Origin of the sequence: Nocardia vulneris (assembly GCF_001613425.1) — a bacterium.
In the GTDB taxonomy this organism is placed as follows: domain Bacteria; phylum Actinomycetota; class Actinomycetes; order Mycobacteriales; family Mycobacteriaceae; genus Nocardia; species Nocardia vulneris.
This window is the reverse complement of the sequence record NZ_BDCI01000002.1, coordinates 581,428-600,554: the sequence shown is the minus strand read 5'-3', so window position 1 is coordinate 600,554 and position 19,127 is coordinate 581,428. Positions and strand designations below refer to the sequence as shown.

The window sequence follows — 19,127 nt, the reverse complement described above, 5'->3', positions numbered from 1 at the left end:
GGGACAGGTGTCATGACCACTGCCGATTTCGATCCGGTGAGTTTCAAACGGACGCAACGAGCCAACTGGAACGCGATCAGCGACGGCTGGATGTCGTGTGCGGCCGACTTCGAGCGGGGCGGCGCGCCGGTGACCGCGCGACTGCTCGAACTCGCCGGCGTGCGGCCGGGTCAGCGGGTGCTCGACGTCGGCACCGGCACCGGAGAACCGGCGCTGTCGGCCGCGGCGGTCGTCGGCTCGACCGGCGCGGTCGTCGGGATCGACCTCGCCCCGGAGATGATCAGCCGGGCTCGGCAGCGGGCGCGCGGTCTGGACAATGTCGAATTCGCGGTCGGTGACGTCGAATCGCTGGAATTTCCCGCGGCGTCCTTCGACGTCGTGCTCAGTCGATGGGGCCTGATGTTCGCGGTCGATCACGTCGAGACGTTCCGGGCCTTGGCGCGGGTGCTGGTGCCCGGCGGGCTGTTCGCCGCCGCCGTGTGGGCGGTTCCGGGGTCGGAAGTGCCCATGATGTCGCTGGCCTTTCAAGTCCTCAGCAGACGGCTCGAGCTGCCACCCGCGCCACCGGGCACGCCGGGGCCGTTCAGCATGGGCGACCCGCAGGCGCTCGCCGCCGAGGTGACGAAGGCCGGTTTCACCGACGTCGAGGTGACCCCGTTCCGCGTTCCGTTCGTGCTCGAATCCCCGCAGCACTACATCGAATTCAGCAAGGTGGTCAGTCCGCCCGGCCTGAAGACCATGCTGCGGGAGAAGTTCGGCAGTGCCGACGATCCGGAAACCTGGACCGCGGTGGGCGAGGCCGTCGAGCCGTATCGCACGTCCGCGGGCGAGATCGCCCTGCCGAGCAAGGCCCTGCTGGTGCGGGCCGTCGCGCCGATCGGCTGATCGCCATGCGCTTCGATACCCGGCTCGTGCACAGCGGGCAGCGACCCGCGCCCGGCACCGGTGACATCGTGGCGCCGATCCATGTCGCCACCACCTACGATCGCTTCGCGCAGGAACCGTTGCGGCTCTTCTATTCTCGTGGCGAGAACCCGACCAGGGAAGCCTTGGAGGAATGTCTGGCCGCACTGGAGGACGCGCGGTACTGCGCGTCCTTCTCCTCGGGGCAGGCGGCCGCGACCACGGCGTTGTCCGTGCTGTCGCCCGGGCAGCGTCTGGTGTCGTCCGACGATGTGTACGGCGGCACCTACGCGTTGTTCTCGACCCTCGGGCGCTTCGGCATCCAGGTGGACTATGCGGACTTGACCGATCCGGCCGAGGTGCGGCGTGCGCTGGCGACCGACACCGCGATGGTGTGGGTGGAGACACCGAGCAACCCCTTGCTGAAGATCACGGATGTGGCCGAGGTCAGCCGGCGGGCCCGTGCGCGGGGTGCGGTGGTGGTCGTCGACAACACGTTCGCGAGCCCGGCCCTGCAGCGGCCATTGGAGCTGGGCGCTGATGTAAGCCTTTACAGCACAACAAAATTCATTGCAGGGCATGCCGATGTGCTCGGTGGTGCGCTGGTGTGCGGCGACGAAGCGCTGCATGCCCGATTCGTCGAGCATCGGACCGTGACCGGTGCCGTATCCGGCGGCCTGGACTGCTATCTGGTGCATCGCGGCGTGAAAACGCTGTCCCTGCGGGTGAATCGCCAGACCGCCACCGCGCGGTCGATCGCCGAGGAGCTGTGCGGACATCCCGCCGTCGTCGGCGTGTGCTATCCCGGCCTCCCGTCGCATCCCGGGTATCGGCTGGCCGCTCGGCAGATGTCGGGACCGGGTTCGATCGTGAGCTTCCGCTACCGCGGCGATCCCGAGAAACTGATGGCGCGCACGCAGCTGTTCGCCTGCGCGGTGAGTCTCGGCGGGGTGCGCTCGCTGATCGAGTGCCCGGCATTGATGACGCACCGGCCGATACCGCGCGCGATCAGGAACGCCGCCGGCATCACCGACGACCTGATTCGGCTTTCGATCGGGATCGAGGATCCGGCCGATCTGGTCGAGGATCTGACGACTGCGCTGGAGGGTGACTGATGACGAATTCCTATGCTGGCCAAGGGGTCGTGCTGCTCGACGGCGGCAGCGCGACCGAGTTGCAACGCGCCGGATTGTCGGTGCGCCCGCCGTGGTGGACGGCGCGGGCCATGCTCACGGACGCGAACCGGAGCGTGCTGCAATCGGTGCACGAGGCGTATCTCGCCGCCGGCGCCCAGGTGATCACCGCGAACACCTTCCGGGCGAACCTGCGCGCGCTGAGCCGGACCAAGCTCGACGACGCGGGCCGGGCCTGGATGGTGCATGCGGCCGTGGGGGTGGCCGGGGCCGCCCGCAAACATGCCCGCGTGCCCGAGGCGCGCATCGCGGGCTCGATCGGCCCGGTCGAAGACTGCTATCGACCTGACCTGGTGCCCTCCGACGAGGAGTTGCGCGCCGAGCACGGCTGGCTGGTGCGCGAGCTGTCGCGGGCCGGTGTGGACCTGTTCCTGATCGAGACGATGAACACCATCCGCGAGGCCCGGATCGCGCTGGCGCAGGTGCTCGCCGCGGGCGGGCGGGCCTGGGTGTCGTTCGTCTGCGCGGACGATGCGACGCTGCTGTCCGGGGAGCCGTTGACCGGTGCGGTACACGCGGTGCAGCGCGACGGCGCCGAGGCCGTGCTCATCAACTGCACCTCACCGCACGGCACGGAGGTCGCGCTGCGGGTGCTGTGCCGCGGGCGGGCGGGGCTGATCGGGGCCTATCCGAATATCGAGGACCGGACCGGCCTGCCGCCCTACGAACATGTCGATCGCGCCGTGCCCGCGGCGTTGTCTCCCGAGGAGTACGCGGAACTGATCGCGCGGTGGCGCACCGACTACGGCCTGGACATCGTCGGCGGCTGCTGTGGCACTTCGCCCGCGCACCTCGCGGCGGCGAAAGGGCTGCTGAGCGCGGCTGTCACGACGTGAGGTCTCGGTTCGACGGCGATCTCGGCTCGATCGGTCACAGCCTGCGCCGAGGCGTAGGCTTAGCATAGATAACTATATATTAAGATATTTTTATCGGGGAGATGTGCTGCGGGCTGTCGGGCGCGCGTCCGACAGTCGGTCGAGGACTGCGGCCCGGGGCCGGTGCGGACGCGGTCCGGGCCGGCCGCTCGCGCTTCGGCCCCCGCGTCGAAGTGTTATTTCCGGATGGATCAGTTCTCGTGGCACAGCCTGCGGACCGGTCCGGCACCGCCGTTGCCACCCCGTTAGCTCGGAAGGTACTGGCGGTCGGCGGGTCGGCCGCAGCTACCGAAGGGAAACACTTAACGTAGTATCTATGTCACTAGTAAGTTGTAGTGACCCGACACCCGAGGTGCCCACATGGGAACGAAGCGCTACGCGCAGATGTGCGCAGTAGCGGCCGCGCTCGACTTGGTCGGCGAGCGCTGGACCCTGCTGATAATTCGCGATCTCACGACAGGTCCGAAGCGGTACAACCAGTTGCTCGAAGAGACGCTGGTCGGCATCGGGCCGAACCTGCTGGCCGCGCGGTTGCAAATGCTCACCGAACACGGGGTGATCCAGCGCGAGCCGGTCTCCGGCGACGGCCGCGGCGTCCAGTATCGGCTGACGGCCAGTGGCGAAGCGCTCCGGCCGGTGATCATCGGGTTGGCGTCGTGGGGTCTCACCCACATCTCCTCCTACGAGCAGGACGGGCTGGTCCGCTCCGAGTGGGGACGCTTGGCCTTGGAAGCGATGATCTCGGTCGGGCCGCCGCCCGAGGTCGACGAGGCGTACGAGTTCCGGATCGGCGACGAGGTGTTCCACGTGCGGTGCGAGGAGCACACGGCGCGCGTCGTCGACGGAACCCCACCGGACGAACCGGCGCTCGTCGTCACCGCCGACCCGGAGACGTTCATCCGCATCGGCACCGAGCAGATCGGTATTCTCGACGCGATGCTGTCCGGCAATCTGACGGTCAGCGGCGATACCACCTCGTTGACGCGCTGCCTGCGCCTGCTCGACCTCGAGCTCACCTCGAAGGCGCAGCCGGCCGAGGCCCACGCCGACGTGTCCTGACCGCGTTCCGCGCGCGACTGACCGACCATGATTCAGTCGGCGCGACGACCGGCCGGGACGCGCACGCCGCTTCTCAGGTGGTCGGATGCGGCGTAGGGCTCGAGCGCGCGCCGCAGGCTTTCCGGCACCCGGGTCGGCTCGACCCGAGTTCCGTTGTCGCGCATGCACGCAACCCGTTGCCGTCCGCGGGCCACCAGGTGCTCGACCGCGCTCTGGTCGTCGATGTCGAGGTAGGCGAACTCGAATTCGATCTGCGTCTGGGTGAGGTCGACCAGGGTCATCCGAATGGTGAGGTGTTGGAACGCGGTCAGTTCGGCGAAGTATTCGCATTCGCACCTGATCGTGAAAAGCTTCAGGTCCCGGTTTATCTCGTCGAGCACGTCCGGGGCGTGCTCCATCAGGAACATTTCCCGGCAGCGGCCTTGCCAGCGGAAATAGTGCACGAAATAGACGTTGCCGACGAGGTTGGTCTCCTCGAAGCCGACGATATGGGAGATCTCGTAAGCGCGCACGTATCAACCTTTCTCGGTCACCGAGAACACCATCGATTGCTGGAATGCCGGTAACGCCAGGGTGGTGCTGAACGACCAGATGACATCGGTACCGTGCCGCAGCGCCAGCCACCCGTCGGCCGCGGACCGGTTGTCCAGGGTCAGTCGCGCCCGGCTCACCGTGACGCCGAGTTTCGTGACGGCCTCGCGCGCGCTCCACACCCGGGTCGCGGCGGTATCGAAGGACTGACCCGTGGCGCGGGCGCACAGCTGGGCGAGCGAGACACCCGAATTGCCCAGCAGGCCGGTCCATTGCGCCGGTGTGCGCGCCTGGACGGGTTCGATATCACAGCCGACGGGGCAGGCGGCGACCACGGCGACGGTGAGTCCGGCGCCGTGCGAGAAGCTCGCGTAGCCGTCCGGTATCTCCGGGCGTCCGTCGGGGCGGTGCCGCAGGACGGCCGCGCGTCCGAGGGCGGCGGCCAGCGCGCGCCGGGTTGCGGCACGGCGTCCCGGGACCCGCGGGTCGGTGTCGTCGTCGGTGACCGGCCGCGGTTGATCCCGGACGATCGCCAGCTGAACAGGCCGGGGCAGCAGGGTTTCGAGACGCCGCTGCAGGTGCGGGCCGAGCAATTCGGGCGTCCACCCGGACGGCGACGAGATAGGCGCGACCGCGGTGAGTTCCAGCGCCTCCCAGATCGCGACGACCGCGCCGTTCTCGTCGTGCACGACGACGTCGTAGATATAGGTCGATTGTTCGTGGGACCGTTCGCGGGCGGCCAATACGACGGTCCGGACGTCGGGCGCCACCGGTAACGACAGCACGCGTGCGACTTTCGAGGGCAGCAGGGTGGAATCGGGTACGCAGACTTGGATGGCGTGCATGAACGCGTCGCGCGCCGCCGGATCGTCCAGCACGAGCGCACCCGGCAGCATCGGCGAGAACCAGCGTTCGTCGCGCACGCGAATCCGGGCCACGCATTGTCGCGCGGACAGATGGTGATAATCCTCGATGGATCGGAACATCGGTCCGTGGAACATGATTCGGTCGTAGAAGTCGGTGTCGACGGCCATCCCCAGGCCGGCGGTCGCCGTGCGCGCGGTGTGCGCGAATTCGACAAGTCGCTGCAGCGGTTCGGTCGCCGCCGCCGGCATGGACGGCGTCGCGCCGGCGGCAATGTCGTTGCGCTGCCTGGCTTGTCGGCAAACGCCGCGGAAATGGTCGAGCTGAAATGCGGTGGTGTTCGACCGGATGGCCACGCGGACCGTATCTCCCGATCGCAACGCGGCGACCCGGATCGTGGTGACCCGGTCCGGTGCCGCGACGATCGGCCGGAGGAATTCGAGGTCGTGCAACTGCACCGGATGCTGTTCGCCGAAAAGGGCGGTGGCGGCCTGCGCCATCGCCTCCATCCCCAGCACCGCGGGGAACAGTGCGTCGCGGGAGAATTGATGATCCGCGAGATAGGGGTCGGTCGCCGTCGAAATGTCGGCGTCGGCGAGCAATTCGATCCGGGGGACATGCAGGCGTGGGCGTTCCAGGAAGCGCAACAGCGGCAGTTCGATCTCGTCGAACCGGATCGTCGGCAAGCCGCCGGTTCTGCCGATCACCACCACACTGCTCGGACAGGCCGGAGTGCGCAGCAGATCCAGCATGAGTTCGACGCCGACGTCGGTCGGAATCGGCTCGATACCCTCGCGGACCAGCGAATCCAGCACGCCGAGCCGTTCGCCCATCCCGGTTCCCGCCCAGACCGACCATTCGATGGTGACGCACCGGCACTCCGGCAGTTCGCCCGCGAGGGTATCGATGGCCGAGCGCAACCAGTCGTTGGCGATCGCGTAATGCGCCTCACCGCGCAGACCGGCCCGGCCGATGATGCTGCCGAAGCCGACCACCAGACGCAGTTCGGCCGGGTGCAGCGATTCGAGCAGGTTGCGCAGGCCGTCGACCTTGGGCGCGATGGTTCGCGCCATATGGTCCTCGGTCAGTGATCCGATCGCCGCGGGAACGTTGATGCCGGCGCCGTGCAGAATGCCGGTGATCGCACCGAGTTCGCGTCGAATCGTGGCGGTCGCGTCGGCGACCTGGTTCCGGTCGGTGACGTCGGCGGTGTAATAGTGTGCGGTCAAACCGGATTCGCGTAGCCGAACCATGTTCGCGGCGATATCGGGATCGTCGGCGGGGGTGCGCGCGATGACCGCGAGCACGCATCCGGTCTGTCTGGCGAGCGCGACCGCGCATTCGATGGCGATGCCGCGCACCCCGCCGGTCACGGCGACCACGTCGCTCGCGCCGAGCGGCAGGCGGGCACCGACCATCGGCAACTCGCGCAGGACCGGTTCGGTCCGGATGCCCGCCCGGTCGTAGTGCACTTCCCGGAAGGTGCTGGTCGCCGCGATATCGGCGCAGATCAGCCGCGCGCTGTCCGCGGGCGTCAGTTCGGCGGCCGGGTGGACGACGGTCGTGCGGACCGCAGGCGCCTCCAGATGCACCGTCTTGGCCAGTGCGGCCGCATCGCGGCCGTCGTCGACGACGACGACCAGGCGAGATCCGGTGTCGATCGCTGCGCGGGCCGCGCAAAGCATTCTGTCGATGGCGATTTCGGTTGATTCCGCGGTTGCCGCGCCGAGGCGGAGCAGCACACCGTCGCCGAGGTGGGCGGTGTCGAGCCGGTGCCGGAGGGCGGCGGTGAGTTCGTCGTCCGGTGGGGCGAACACCCGCCACTGTCCCGGCTCGTCGCCACGGACGGCGGCCGGCGCCGAGGTGGTGACCAGGTCGATCGTGAACGGCCGCACCCAGATATCGACCCCGGTGAGATCGTCGGCCGGCTTCGGCGGTGCGTCGTCGCGAGCGGCGTGCACGATCTCGTCGATCGCCTCGGCGAGTTCGGCGATCGTCGCGGTGGCGACATTGGTGGTCGGCTCCGGGATCTCGGTGCCGAGCAATTGCAGTGCGTCGGCGACCAATTGGGTGATCGTGATGCTGCTCAGATGGAGATCGTCGAGCGGGTGGGTCTCGGGGGTGATGCCTTCGACGGGAAGTTCGACGCGCTCGGCGATCAACCGCCGCAGCGTCTGCAAGGTCGAGGTGTCGTCGACCGCTACCGCATCCGCTTGCTCGGCAACAGCCGGTGCGACTTCCGCGTGCGCCGCGGACCGGGCCTGGGCGAGGAACGAGTCGTTCGGTGCTTGCTCGCAAGGGCTTTCGAGGAAAACGAACTGTTTGTCGAGCGGCAGCGAGCGGGTGAAACGTTCGGCCGCGAATCCGTCCAGATCGGGCCGGGCGCCGAGGACGTAGCACGCGGCGAGCGTGCGCAGGATCCCGGCGACGGAGTTGCCGTCGGTTTCCATGGCGAGCGTGGGTACTCCGGGGCAGACCTCGGCGGCGAGGGCCGACAGCGTCGCACCAGGACCGACCTCGACGAGCAGATCGCAGGTCTGCGCGAGTTGGGACAGCGCGTCGGCGAACCGGACGGGTGCGTGCACCTGGCGCTCGAGCAGATCGGCCACGGCGCAGCCCGCCTCCAGCGGACCCGCGGTGACGGTCGAGAAGAGGCCGGATCGTTTGATCTCGCCGAGATCGAGTTCGTCGAGGTAGCGGCGGAAGGCGTGCGCGGCCGGCGCGACCAGCGGTGAGTGGAACGCGTGCGAGACCCGCAGCGCGTGGCCGCGCAGGCCGGCGGCGCGCGCGCTCACCAGCACCGCGTCGACGGCATGGGCCGGGCCCGCGACCACCGTGTGCTTGGGACTGTTGTATCCGGCGATCACCACGGGGCTGTCGTGCAGCAGCGGCGCGACATGATCGGCGGCCGCGAAGATCGTCGCCATGGTGCCGGGCTCGTCGACGGCCGCGGCCTGCATCGCCCGGCCGCGGAACGCCGCGACGCGCACCAGTTCGGTTTCGTCGAACACGCCGGCCCAGTAGAGCCCGGTCAATTCGCCCAGGCTGTGCCCGACGCAGCCGACGACGTGCACGCCGGCGGCATCGAGCATCCGCAGGCCGGCGAGCGAGGCCGTCACGATGCGCGGCTGCGCGTCCTCGGTGGCTTCGCCTTCGGCGTGCACGCCGACCTGTCGATACAGGTCGGCGATGCCCGCGAAGCGGCGTGCGGGCCGGCCGCCGTCGCCGTGCCCCGGCGCACCCTGCCCCGGAAACATCAGTCCGATGCGCGGCGCGGAACCGAGGTCCGCGCCGAGGAATTGGCCGGTGCCCGGCGCGAACCGGTGCCGTTCACCGGCAGCGAGCGCGTCGGCCAGTTCGGTCAACCGGTCCGCCGCTTGTTTTTGGTCGGCGGCGACCACCGCCGCCTTGCTCGGCAGCCGGGAGTCGACCCGGGTCAGCTCGGCGGCGAGATCACCGAGTTCGGCGAACGAACAGCGCGCGGCGAGTGCGGCGGCCGCGCGCAGTTTGTCCGCCAGCTCCAGCGGTGTCGCCGCGGACACGATGAACAGTTCGGCGTCCTGCGCGCTGCGTGCCAGCCGGGTACCGGCCGTGCGCGACAGCGCGCGCGGCGGCATCCGGCTCTCCAGCACGACATGGGCGTTGCTGCCGCCGAAACCCAGCGACGAGATACCGGCCCGGCGCGGCGGCACGGTGCCCGGGTCGGACGGCAGCGCGGCCGCGGAAAGCTGTGGCGCACCGGGCCATTCGAGTGCCCGGTCGGGGAGCCGGAGTCGGTTCTCGGCACCGGCGAGGACCGGATGGGCCCGATCGGTTCCGGTGATCGGCGGAATGGTGCCGTGGTGCACGGCGAGTGCGGCTTTGATGAGCGCCGCGACGCCGGCCGCCGCCTTCGTGTGACCGATGTTCGCCTTGATCGATCCGATCGCCACCGGCGGCCTGCCCGCATCCCGCGCGGCGACGGCCGTGTTGAACACCTCGAGCTCGGTTCGGTCGCCGACCGCCGTACCGGTGCCGTGGCCTTCGAGATAGTCGACGGTATGGATCCCGAATCCCGCCATCCGGTAAGCGCGTTCGATGGCCCGCAGGTGGCCGTTGCGTTCGGGTCTGGTGATACCACCGCGCCCGTCGGAGGAGATACCCCAGCCCGCGATCGTCGCGTAACTGCGCGCGCCCCGGGCGATCGCGTCCTGCTCGCGCAGCAACACGAGGATCCCGCACCCCTCACCCGGCCAGAAGCCGTTCGAGCGCTCGTCGTACACGCGCATTTCCGACCGCGACAGCGCGCCGGTCTTCGCGAACCCGACCAGTTCGAACGGATCGATGGACAGGTCGACGCCACCGACGACCGCGGCGTCGATATGCCCGGCGCTCAGGGCGTCACCGGCCTGCGCGATCGACAACAGTGACGACGAGCAGGCGCCGTCGATGGTGAAACCGCCGCCGCCGAAATCGAAGTGGTTGCAGATCCGCCCGGCGATCGTGTTCGCCAGCCCGCCGGCCAGGCTGTCCTCGGTGATCGCCGGAAACGGTGCCTTGTAGTCGGCCTCGTATTCGTCGAGGAAGACGGCGATCTCCGCCGCGGGCCAGCCTTTGCGTTGCAGTGCCCCGGCCAGCGTGCGCCGGACGTAGGGCCACCGCAGCCGCATGGTCGAAGCGCGGGTCATATCGCCGGTGAGGGTATTCCCGATGATCACGCCGATCCGCTTGCGGTCCAAGCCTTCTCCCGCGGGAAAGCCCGCGTCCTCGAGCGCCGCCGCGGCGGTGTCCAGGGCGAGCCAGTGCACGATGTCGGTGGCCCGAAAGGTGCCGGCGGCGACGCGATGCCGGGCTCGATCGAAGGTCCAGCCTTCGATGACCGCCGAATGCGTCGCGTAATGGCGGTCCGCCGCCGCGGGATCACTCGCGTAGTAGTCGGCCGCGTTCAACCGGACGGACGGGATCGGCCGGAATGCGCGCCTGCGGGCAAGGACGTTGTCCCACAGCTGAGCCGGAGTCGCGGCGTCGGGAAACCGGCACGCCATACCTACGATCGCTAGCCGAGGCATCGGTCATGCTCGCTGCGTGGGGGCGCCGGGGGACAGCGCCGGAACTCGTTCGCCGCGCCGGCGTTCGGCACCGCGGTCCGCAGCGGCCTTGCGCCAGTGGGTGAACCACGCGTAGCAGCCACGGATCGCGCAAACGAGCGTGAGGGCGAAGAACAACGTGTAGACCACGTTGAAGACCATCAGCACCCCGTACACGGTCGCCACCGAGGCGCCGAACATGAATTGCAGTCGGGCCGGGAACGGTGTCGTGCCGGGGTCGGTGATCATGTAATTGGTGAACAGGATGAACGCCGTACCGGTCATCGTGCCGAGCGCGGCGACGAGCGCGATATCGAACAGTCCGTCGCGGACCAGGGCCTGGATCACGAACCCGCCGAGCCAGCCGACGATCAGCGGCACCCGGCCGACGAGCGTCGCATTGATCACCGAGCCCGCGACAAGCAGCACGAGCGGGACCGCTACCCGGAACATGGTGTTGATGTTCTCGCCGAATTCGTAGGGCGGCGCGATGCTGACCCAGGCGCTGAAGCACAGCAGCGCGAGCGTGATCCCGAAGTTGGACGGATTCATGAAGTGCCGCATCCGCCCGGCGAACGGGGCCTGGAACACATACTTGCCGGTGATCGCGGCCGCGACGGCGAACAGCACCGGCCAGAACTGGTTGTTGGCGTAGAGCAGCATGTTCACTGCCAGCGCGGTGATATGCGCAGGCAGGAGGAACTCGTACACGCCGCGGGCCCCGCGGCCCTGGAACCGCGGGGTCGCGTGCCGCGACCACGCGGTGATCGCTTCGAAGGCCAGATCCAGCACGTAAGCCGATAAGAGCGCCAGAATGGGCCATAACGGCGGCTGTTCGAAGCCGAGCAGGGTGTAGCCGATGATATTGAGGACGCTGAGCGAGATGGCGAAATTGCGGAGCGCCAGGTATCGCACATCTTTCTTGGGTGGTTGGGGGTCGCGCTGCCGGTCGCTCGGCGCCGCACCGTTGGTGGTCGGCGCCGCGACCGTGGTCACCGACGGATGATCGCGCTGGATTCGTTTACGGTTGAGCAGAGTCATGGTGCGGTGATCCCCTCGGCGATCTCGGTGGCCGTGTCGGTCAGCATCAGCGCGTGCGTGCCGGGCTTCAGCTGGAGTGTCTGGTGCCGTGGGACACCGTTGTTGTCGAGCCATGCGATCTCGGCGGTGACCGGGCCGGTGCTCGCGCCGAGTCCGAAATGGACGTCGAAGCTGCGCTTACCGCTGTGGCCGCTGCCGCCGTCGAGCTGGCTGTGCATGGTCCGGCCGTCGGCGGTGCGCACCGTGACGGTCGCGTTGTACGCGGGCTGGCCGATGACCGCGGCGGACCCGCTGCTCGCCTGCGGTGCCGGCCGATAAAGGCTCAGCTGCAACGGATTTCCCATACTCGGTGAGCGGTTCGCGAAGAACGCGGGCGGTCCCCACTGGCGGGCCACCGCGAAGTCGAGGGTCCCGGTGCCGGTGGTGTCGGCGATCGCGACGCCGCGGGTCGGTATCGGCGCGTCGGTGCCGAGCTGCTCGGTGATGTTGACGTATTTACCGTCGGTGCCCTTGGCATAGAACGCCATGGTGTGATCACCGGCGATGTCGTCGCCGGGTGCGACCCGCGGCCACGCCCGCGGGTCGTGTACCAGGACGTCGTTGCTGGTGGCCAGCTCCTGCAGCCAGGTCCACCGGTTCTCGCCGCTGCCCTTCACGAACCCGGTCGTCTGGAGCACGTTGAGGTTTCCCGAATTGCGCAGGTCGGCCGCCTTGATATCCCAGCCCCAGCCCGACCACGCCAGGCCGAGTTGCTGTGCCTGCTGGGAGAACGGGGCTCGGCCGTCGGCGAGTTCCCGGCGCATGTCCTCCGGGGAGGCGGTGTCGTTGCGCCAGGCGAAGTTGCTCTCCTGGATGCCCCACGGGGTCGTGATGTTGCTGACCAGCATGTCGAATTTCCCGCGGTTGTACAGGTCGACGAAATCGACACCCATGCCTTTGAACGAATCAGCGCCCAGAACAAAGGATTTGGGATCGGTCCAGGTGCGCTGTCCGCGCGCGATGCCGAAGCGGATAGTGCCCGGTGTGGACTGGTTGTACAGCAGATGATCGTGGCCGAAGTCGTTGCCGATATAGAGCTCGGGCCGCAGGTCACCGGTCAGGTCACCGGCGCCGAGCGCCAACGTCCAGCCGGTGGCCTGGGCATACGGGACGGCCTGCTTCTCTTCGGTGTAGATCGGGCTTCCGTTGGGGTCGTTGCCGTTCCACCGCAGTACGCGCTCGCCCGCGGCGTTGCGCGCATTCGACATCGAGTCGTTCATGACGACGTCGGGCCGTCCGTTCGGGTCGAGGACGCCGGAGTTCGGGAAGTAATTCCCGAAAACGATGTCGGGATGGCCGTCACCGTCGAAGTCCGCGATCGAAACAGCGTTGGTGTTCCACCGTTCACCGTTGTATTGACCGCGCGTGTTGCCCGGCGGGACCACCTCGACCGGAACGTACGCCGGGGCCGGATCGGCGGCATTGTCCCTGTGCAGGAACATGATCGGGGTGCGTCCCCAGTAGTAGACGAGCAGATCCATGCCGCCGTCGCCGTTGAAATCACCGGGGGCGCAACCCATCGGCGCCATCGTCGAATCCATGATGAGCGGGTCCGGCCGGAGCAGGAACGGGGTGAACCGATCGGCCTGCGGTGCGGTCGGTGTGTGGGTCACGATCACCGAGTCGGTGCGCGTGTCGACGATGCACATGCCGTTGGATCGCCCGTGTCCGACCAGATCGTTGATGGCGATCGACGCACCCACGGAGGAGATCCAGGAGCGGATGTTCTGATACGCCGGGTTCACCTCGCGCACGGATTTCGCAGGCAGCTGGTCGTATCCGGGCGGCATCGCGATCGACATGGACTCGAACTCGTAGTCCTGGGCCACGTCGGCCGGATCATCGGTGGCCACCTGTGCCTGCGCGATCAGGAAGGCGGCCAGCAGCACCACCACCGCGCAGATGGTGGGTACCAGGGCTCTCATGCGGGAGTTCATGATTCGGCCTTTGCGGTTGTTTCCGGCTCTGCGGAAGCGGTCGGGTCGGGTGGCTCCGCGGTCAGGCACCGGCGCCGGATCCGCTCGCGCCAGAGTTCGAAACCGGGGCGGCCGTTGATCGTGTGCACCACGGGCCGGGCTTCGATCGCGATCGTGGACGCGTCGGCGACGCGCTGACCTGTGAGTACCGCCAGCGCGGTCTCGGTGTTCGGCTGCACGATGCGGGCGCGAGCACGCGCTTCGGCGGCGAAGACCGCACCCTGCCCGAGGTCTCGGCGGTAGGCCGCGCTGCGCTCGCGCAACATGGCGAGCTCGGCCGCGGTGGCGCCGCCGGCGTAGGTCGCCGCCAGGCCGAGGCCGGCGAACAGGTCCGGGCGCCGGACCGCCGCGAACCCCTCGATCAGCGTGCACGCGGCCGCCGGATCGGCGCCCGAGACGAACCACAGTGCGCGCCCGATGCCCTGATCGATCGCGCGCGGTGTATAGCCCGGATGCCGGTTCGACACGACGGGCGGCTTCGCGTCAACATACTGCTGTTTCACGTAGCGATCTGTGTGGAAATAGGCTTGGTGAAACCCGTAACCATCGAGCGCCAGCCACAGCAGAACCGGATCCGGCGCGCCGGTCAGCGCCGCCCGGTGCAGCGGCCGGGGGAGTCTGGCCAGCGCCCAGCCGACGCCGACGTAGATCATGTAGAGATGCTCGTCGGCGGCCGCGATGAAATCTGTCACGTGATGGTTGTGGCCGAACGGCAGCCCGTCGCGGATCGCCAGCGCCATCGCAGCGCCTTCGAATGCGAAACCTCTTCTGTTGCTTTCTATTTCGGATAACCGCCGCGCAGCCTCGGCTGCTGTGCCACACTCCGCGGCCACCCCGAACCCTTCGAGGAACGTCGAGCCGGCCGTCTCCAGGCAGGATGCGGCGTGTGGATTGCGAGCGGGGAATCCCCGAACCCTCAACGATGCTTGCCGCGTGTCCGGCGTAAAGATCTTCCGGCGAAGCTTTCCCAGTGCGGAGACCATCCGAAGTCCTCCCTCGCGGAACCTGTACTCAAGATTGCCATCCGGCCGCGTCTGGGGCTTCTTCCTCGTTGCTCAATCTACAAAATAGAAGTATTCTACCGTCCAGTTACATCTAACAATGATGGTGGCGAACTGAGCCACCAGCGGCACTCCGCGCGCTGCCTCGCTGCATCGGGGCTGTGGGGCTTGCGTCGGGGCTACGGGGCAAGGGGGTACCGAGCGGAAGTGCAACCGCCACTGCGGAATCGACGGCTTCACTTATCAAGCATTCATCCCACGGCCGATGGGTCACCGACATTTTCGTAATGAGCGTGCGGTCTTGGGAGCGACACCTGAATGGTTCGACCTCGGTGCCGGAGGCGGCCGGTCAGTGAAAAATCAGCGGCAGCGGCCTCGTTTCGCTGTCCCAGCAAAGACGCTATTTTGCAGCTATTCCGCAGCCGTACGGCTGCGGAAGGCTTGATTCTGCTGCCGGCTCGGGCATCCTGGATTGTTATGAGTTTGGAGAGTTCGTGTCCGATCATATCGCTGACAGCATCAAGTACATGTGGGAAAATTGTGGGCAGCAAGTTTCCTTGGACGACCTCGCCGACGTGGCGAAATGCAGTAAGTTTCACTTCGTCAGACGGTTTCGCGTAGAAACCGGCTGGTCGCCGGTCCGGTTTCTCGCGGCGATCCGGCTGGCGCGCAGCAAGAAATTATTGGCGTCCACTTCGATGAAAGTTTCTGAGATCTCATATGCTGTCGGGTATTTGAGTTACGGGACCTTCACGTCACGATTCACCGAAGCGGTCGGACTCAGTCCGTCGCAGTATCGGCGCTACATCCGCGGCGAACATGTTCCGCTGAGATGGTCCGAGCAACACACATATTGTGGCAGAGAATCCAGCAGGCCGTTGCTGTGTGGGAAATTGACCGATCCGGGCGGAATCATGGCCAGCCGCAGGTATATGAGTATATACTCCGCGGCAAACCCGCTGACATCCGCCGTGGCGTTACTCAATGTCCCGGATCGGGGAGCGTTCAGTATCAGCTGCCTACCACCAGGGAAATGGGTCGCGCGCGCGATCGCGGTCTCCACCGTTTGTGACGACAGAAATCGTCGAATAGCCAGAGATGTCCGCACGGGAATCTGCGAGTTCCGGCTCCGGGAAAACGATCGACTCGAAATCGGTATCACCCTGAGCGAACAGACGATTCGGAGTGCCCCATTCTTGCTGGCGCTGCCGCAGCTCTGAACCTCCTACCCGCACCCCAGCAAGATCGCGTTCAGTCCGGCCCGCCAGTCCGGCCGGACTGATCGTGCTGGGGCGAATCGTCTTGCGGTCCCGGCGCGGGCGGCTTCGGCACCCCCGGCGTGGCCTGGCGAACAAAGATCAGGTGAACTATGTTCACTGGGTCGAGACCGCGGTCGTGCCGTGGCACCGACAGCGCATCGTAAGATCACCGGTAGATGAGGGATGTATGGCAACACCCGGCTTCCCGCCGAATACGCTTGATGCCGAAGGCTTCCCGCTGTGGATCAGCGAGCTGGCGAACGACGACCCCAATCATTGCGTGCACGTCGTCCGTGGGCTCGAACCCGCCGCGGCGCTGGAGGCGCTGGGGGCCAAGACGCCGCTGTTCCGTCAGTGCGAACTACCGGTCGGCAAGCCGGACGAGTGGACCTCCTTGCCCGCGGCGGCGCTCGGTGGCGAGCGCGGCGACGCCGCCGCGACGCTGCTGGCGGGCCGGATCGGCGAATGGACCTTCGTCTACGACGACGCCGGGGCCACCGACGACGTGGCAGCCCTGTCGGCCGCCGGGCGAGTCGCGGCGACCAGCTATTACTCCATCAATGCCGACGCCAGTCTGACCTACTGCGCCGACGGCGACGAGATCGCCTGGATCAACGTCGACGACCTCGAACTCGACACCGATCTGGCCGAACTCCCCGCCGAACTCCGCGCGGCCTTCGAAGCCGCAGGCACCCTCGAATTCGACTACCTCGAGCCGGGCGACGCCGACTACGCCATCTGCATGCGCGCCGTCACCGCCCTGGCCGCCCTCCCACCCACCCTCGCCGACCTCCGCCGTATCCCGTTGCTGCTCACCCCTTTCGGCTGAGGTGGACTGCGCCGGTCAGCGGCCGGGTGTGATGAAACCGGATTCGTAGGCGGTGATGACCGCCTGGGTGCGGTCTCGTGCGCGCAGTTTCATCAACACGTTGCGGACGTGGGTTTTGACGGTTTCGATACCGAGGAACATCGAGGTTGCGATCTCGGCGTTGGTCAGGCCGCGCGCCATGGCGTGGAGGACTTCGGTTTCGCGGTCGGTCAGTTTCGCCTGTGCCAGAACGTTGTTCGGCAGCGGTGGGCGGGCGGCGACCAGCGCGCGGATCGCGCTCGGGAACAGCACCGAGTCGCCGGTCGCGACGGTGCGGACGGCCTGCACGAATTCTTCGGGCCGAGCCCGCTTGAGCAGGAAGCCCGTCGCGCCGACGCGCAGTGCGTCGTAGACGTACGAGTCGTTCTCGAAGGTGGTGATCACCACTACCTTCGGGGGGATGGTCAAGGCGGCCAACAGATTTCTCGTGGCGGCGATGCCGTCCACGGTCGGCATCCGGACGTCCATCAGCACAATGTCCGGGCGCGTTGCGCGGACGCGGTCGAGCACCTCGCTGCCGTCTTGTGCTTCGCCCACCACTTCGATATCGCGCTCGGCATCCAGGATCGCGCGTAAGCCGGTGCGCACCAGCGGATCGTCGTCCACGACGAGCACCGCGATCACGGCGTCACCACCCACGGCAGGGTGGCATCGACCGACCATCGCTCACCGGTCGCACCGGCGCGTAACTCACCGCCCAGCACCAGAACCCGTTCCCGCATGCCGATCAAGCCGCGGCCGTGACCGGCCGACGACCCACGAGCCACACCGTTCGACACCTCGAGTTGAACGACGGGCGGCGCCGCACGAACGACGAGATCGATTGCGCCACCGTCACCGTGCCGCACGGCATTGGTCAGTGCTTCCTGCAGCACCCGGAAAGCCTCGCGAGATATCAAGTCGGGCACGGTATTCAGATCACCGACTATGGTCGTCGCGATCCGCGCGCCGTGGCAGCCGGCGGTGAGTTGCTCGAGACCCGCGAGGGTCGAGCCGGACAGCTCCGCGTCCACGCCCCGGCGCAGCATCCCGAGCGCCTGGTCGAGTTCGTCCAGGGCGGCTCGTCCGACTACCTCGATCTGTCGCAGCGCGTGCCGGGCGAACTCCGGATCGGCGTCGAGCACCCGGCCGGCGGCCCCCGCCTGCATCGTCATCGCCGTCAACGCGTGGCCGACCGAATCGTGCAGTTCGCGGGCGAGCCGGTTGCCCGCGGCGAGCTTGCGCTCCTGGCGGCGCAGCGCGGCCATCTGATCGGCCTGGGTCGGTCCGAGCAAGGTCGGGGCCAGCCACACCAGCAGCGAACCGGCCCCCGCGACGACGTACAGCGCGACAGCCAGTAACCCGGCACCAGCACAACCGGTCAGGATTGCCGTCGGCAGGTCGGGAGCCGACACCGTGAACCGCTCGGTCAGATGCAGCGTCGCCTCGTGTGAACCGGCGAACGGCACGACGAGCATCGTCGCGGCGGTCGGGACGGCCCAAATGAACACACTCGTCGCGCAACCACCGACGATCAGCGTCAGGAAGTACCAGACGGCTCCACGCGTCCGCGACTCCCACGCACGACTCGACGACGGGTCCGGGTCCGGCAGCGAGACCCCCAAAAGTGCTCGGACAACGACGATTTCGAGCACCCGCACCGCCGGCAGCAGCGTCACGCCCACGGCGACCGCGGCCGTACCGGCGGCGAGCGCGAGGACGAGGGCCAGGTCACCCGCGGTGGCCCCCTCGCGCCGCAAACCGATCACGAAGGTCGCCGCGAGGCCGACGTAGGGGATGGCCGCGACCCCGCCGAGCGCCAGATAGACGCCGCGCAGATAGGTCGACGGCCGCACCAGCGGGCCCGTCGCCGAGCGCAGCGTCTGCCGGAATTGCACACGTCGATCATCCCAGAACAACGGATACGGCGATTCACTCGAATGGGGGAGTCGATTCACTCTCCGGCGGGAAGTGGTGCACGCCGCCGTGCAGAACAGTCGAACCATGAGAATCAAAACATTCGACAACGCCCGCTCAGTAGTCTGGGCCGGCCGTCTGATCACCCTGCTCGGCGCCGGCCACACCGTCGGCGCCCTCATCCTCACCCGCGGCTTCCTCGACGACTGGCTGGCCGGCGATCTCTGGGACAGCTCCCTGGATCTGCGAGCGCCCCAACCGATCCTGGGCGCCTTCTTCGTCTCGGTGGCCAGCTTCGGTATCCCACTGCTCCTGACCGGCTGGGCCATCACCCGGATGGGCCACCACAACCTGATCCCACCCCCGCTCCTCACCTGCACCCTCGCCCTCTGGATCACCGCCTGCGACCTACTCGGCGGCCCGAGCCCCCTCCTGCTCGCCTGGCTGTCGATCCTCACCCTCCTCCTCGCCGCCCACCGCAGATCCCGCGCAGCCACCCCGGCCTCCGAAACCCCCGCCTCGGCCCACTGACCTACGGCGGCACAGTCTGAACGGG

The 19,127-nt window shown here is 67.7% G+C and carries 14 protein-coding genes; 7 read left to right on the top strand and 7 right to left on the bottom strand.

Going from position 1 to position 19,127, the window contains the following annotated elements:
* Window positions 1–12 precede the first annotated feature (12 nt).
* The 4 genes from NVU01S_RS04310 to NVU01S_RS04295 all read left to right on the top strand — a co-directional run bounded on the left by NVU01S_RS04310 (window position 13) and on the right by NVU01S_RS04295 (window position 4,030).
* Entirely contained in the window at window positions 13–885 is an 873-nt protein-coding gene (locus NVU01S_RS04310; RefSeq protein WP_043665084.1) for a class I SAM-dependent methyltransferase, read from the top strand.
* A gap of 5 nt (window positions 886–890) precedes the next feature.
* Window positions 891–2,018: a trans-sulfuration enzyme family protein gene (locus NVU01S_RS04305; RefSeq protein WP_043665082.1), complete on the top strand. Its 1,128-nt coding sequence runs from the start codon at window positions 891–893 to the stop codon at window positions 2,016–2,018.
* The gene (locus NVU01S_RS04300; protein WP_043665080.1) at window positions 2,018–2,932 is read left to right on the top strand and encodes a homocysteine S-methyltransferase family protein; all 915 of its coding nucleotides are present in this window, start codon (window positions 2,018–2,020) and stop codon (window positions 2,930–2,932) included. Before NVU01S_RS04305 ends, NVU01S_RS04300 begins: the two co-directional genes overlap by 1 nt.
* Before the next feature lie 399 nt (window positions 2,933–3,331).
* On the top strand, window positions 3,332–4,030 hold the full coding sequence (locus NVU01S_RS04295) for a winged helix-turn-helix transcriptional regulator (RefSeq protein ID WP_043665078.1): 699 nt from the start codon (window positions 3,332–3,334) through the stop codon (window positions 4,028–4,030).
* A 32-nt stretch (window positions 4,031–4,062) separates the two neighbouring features.
* On the opposite strand, the gene NVU01S_RS04290 is transcribed toward NVU01S_RS04295, so the two are convergent.
* Genes NVU01S_RS04290 through NVU01S_RS04270 form a run of 5 tightly spaced genes read right to left on the bottom strand, consistent with a single transcriptional unit; the run spans window position 4,063 to window position 14,530 of the window.
* Complete coding sequence (locus NVU01S_RS04290; RefSeq protein WP_043665076.1) at window positions 4,063–4,542, bottom strand: acyl-CoA thioesterase; 480 nt, start codon at window positions 4,540–4,542, stop codon at window positions 4,063–4,065.
* 3 nt (window positions 4,543–4,545) lie between these two features.
* Window positions 4,546–10,473, bottom strand: a complete 5,928-nt coding sequence (locus NVU01S_RS04285) for a type I polyketide synthase (protein ID WP_082031854.1) — start codon at window positions 10,471–10,473, stop codon at window positions 4,546–4,548.
* A gap of 3 nt (window positions 10,474–10,476) precedes the next feature.
* Window positions 10,477–11,532 (bottom strand): hypothetical protein, encoded by a 1,056-nt coding sequence (locus NVU01S_RS04280; protein ID WP_043665072.1) that lies wholly within the window; start codon window positions 11,530–11,532, stop codon window positions 10,477–10,479.
* A complete protein-coding gene (locus NVU01S_RS04275; RefSeq protein WP_082031853.1) occupies window positions 11,529–13,496 on the bottom strand; it encodes a CRTAC1 family protein in 1,968 nt (655 codons plus the stop codon). Before NVU01S_RS04275 ends, NVU01S_RS04280 begins: the two co-directional genes overlap by 4 nt.
* Before the next feature lie 8 nt (window positions 13,497–13,504).
* Window positions 13,505–14,530 (bottom strand): DUF1702 family protein, encoded by a 1,026-nt coding sequence (locus NVU01S_RS04270; protein ID WP_082031852.1) that lies wholly within the window; start codon window positions 14,528–14,530, stop codon window positions 13,505–13,507.
* Between the two features lie 512 nt (window positions 14,531–15,042).
* Between NVU01S_RS04270 and NVU01S_RS42265 the strand changes: the two genes are divergently transcribed.
* Both NVU01S_RS42265 and NVU01S_RS04265 read left to right on the top strand, forming a co-directional pair.
* On the top strand, window positions 15,043–15,768 hold the full coding sequence (locus NVU01S_RS42265) for a helix-turn-helix domain-containing protein (RefSeq protein ID WP_082031851.1): 726 nt from the start codon (window positions 15,043–15,045) through the stop codon (window positions 15,766–15,768).
* A 226-nt stretch (window positions 15,769–15,994) separates the two neighbouring features.
* Window positions 15,995–16,636, top strand: coding sequence for a DUF6461 domain-containing protein (locus NVU01S_RS04265; RefSeq protein WP_043665070.1), 642 nt, complete (start codon window positions 15,995–15,997; stop codon window positions 16,634–16,636).
* Window positions 16,637–16,651: 15 nt separating this feature from the next.
* Here NVU01S_RS04265 and NVU01S_RS04260 read toward each other — a convergent pair whose 3' ends face one another.
* Together NVU01S_RS04260 and NVU01S_RS04255 are read right to left on the bottom strand one after the other, a co-directional pair.
* Complete coding sequence (locus NVU01S_RS04260; protein WP_043665068.1) at window positions 16,652–17,314, bottom strand: response regulator transcription factor; 663 nt, start codon at window positions 17,312–17,314, stop codon at window positions 16,652–16,654.
* Entirely contained in the window at window positions 17,296–18,552 is a 1,257-nt protein-coding gene (locus tag NVU01S_RS04255; RefSeq protein ID WP_052280222.1) for a sensor histidine kinase, read from the bottom strand. The genes NVU01S_RS04260 and NVU01S_RS04255 overlap by 19 nt, the downstream gene beginning before the upstream one ends.
* Window positions 18,553–18,658: 106 nt before the next feature.
* Between NVU01S_RS04255 and NVU01S_RS43125 the strand changes: the two genes are divergently transcribed.
* Entirely contained in the window at window positions 18,659–19,102 is a 444-nt protein-coding gene (locus NVU01S_RS43125) for a hypothetical protein (protein WP_156161435.1), read from the top strand.
* Window positions 19,103–19,127 lie beyond the last annotated feature (25 nt).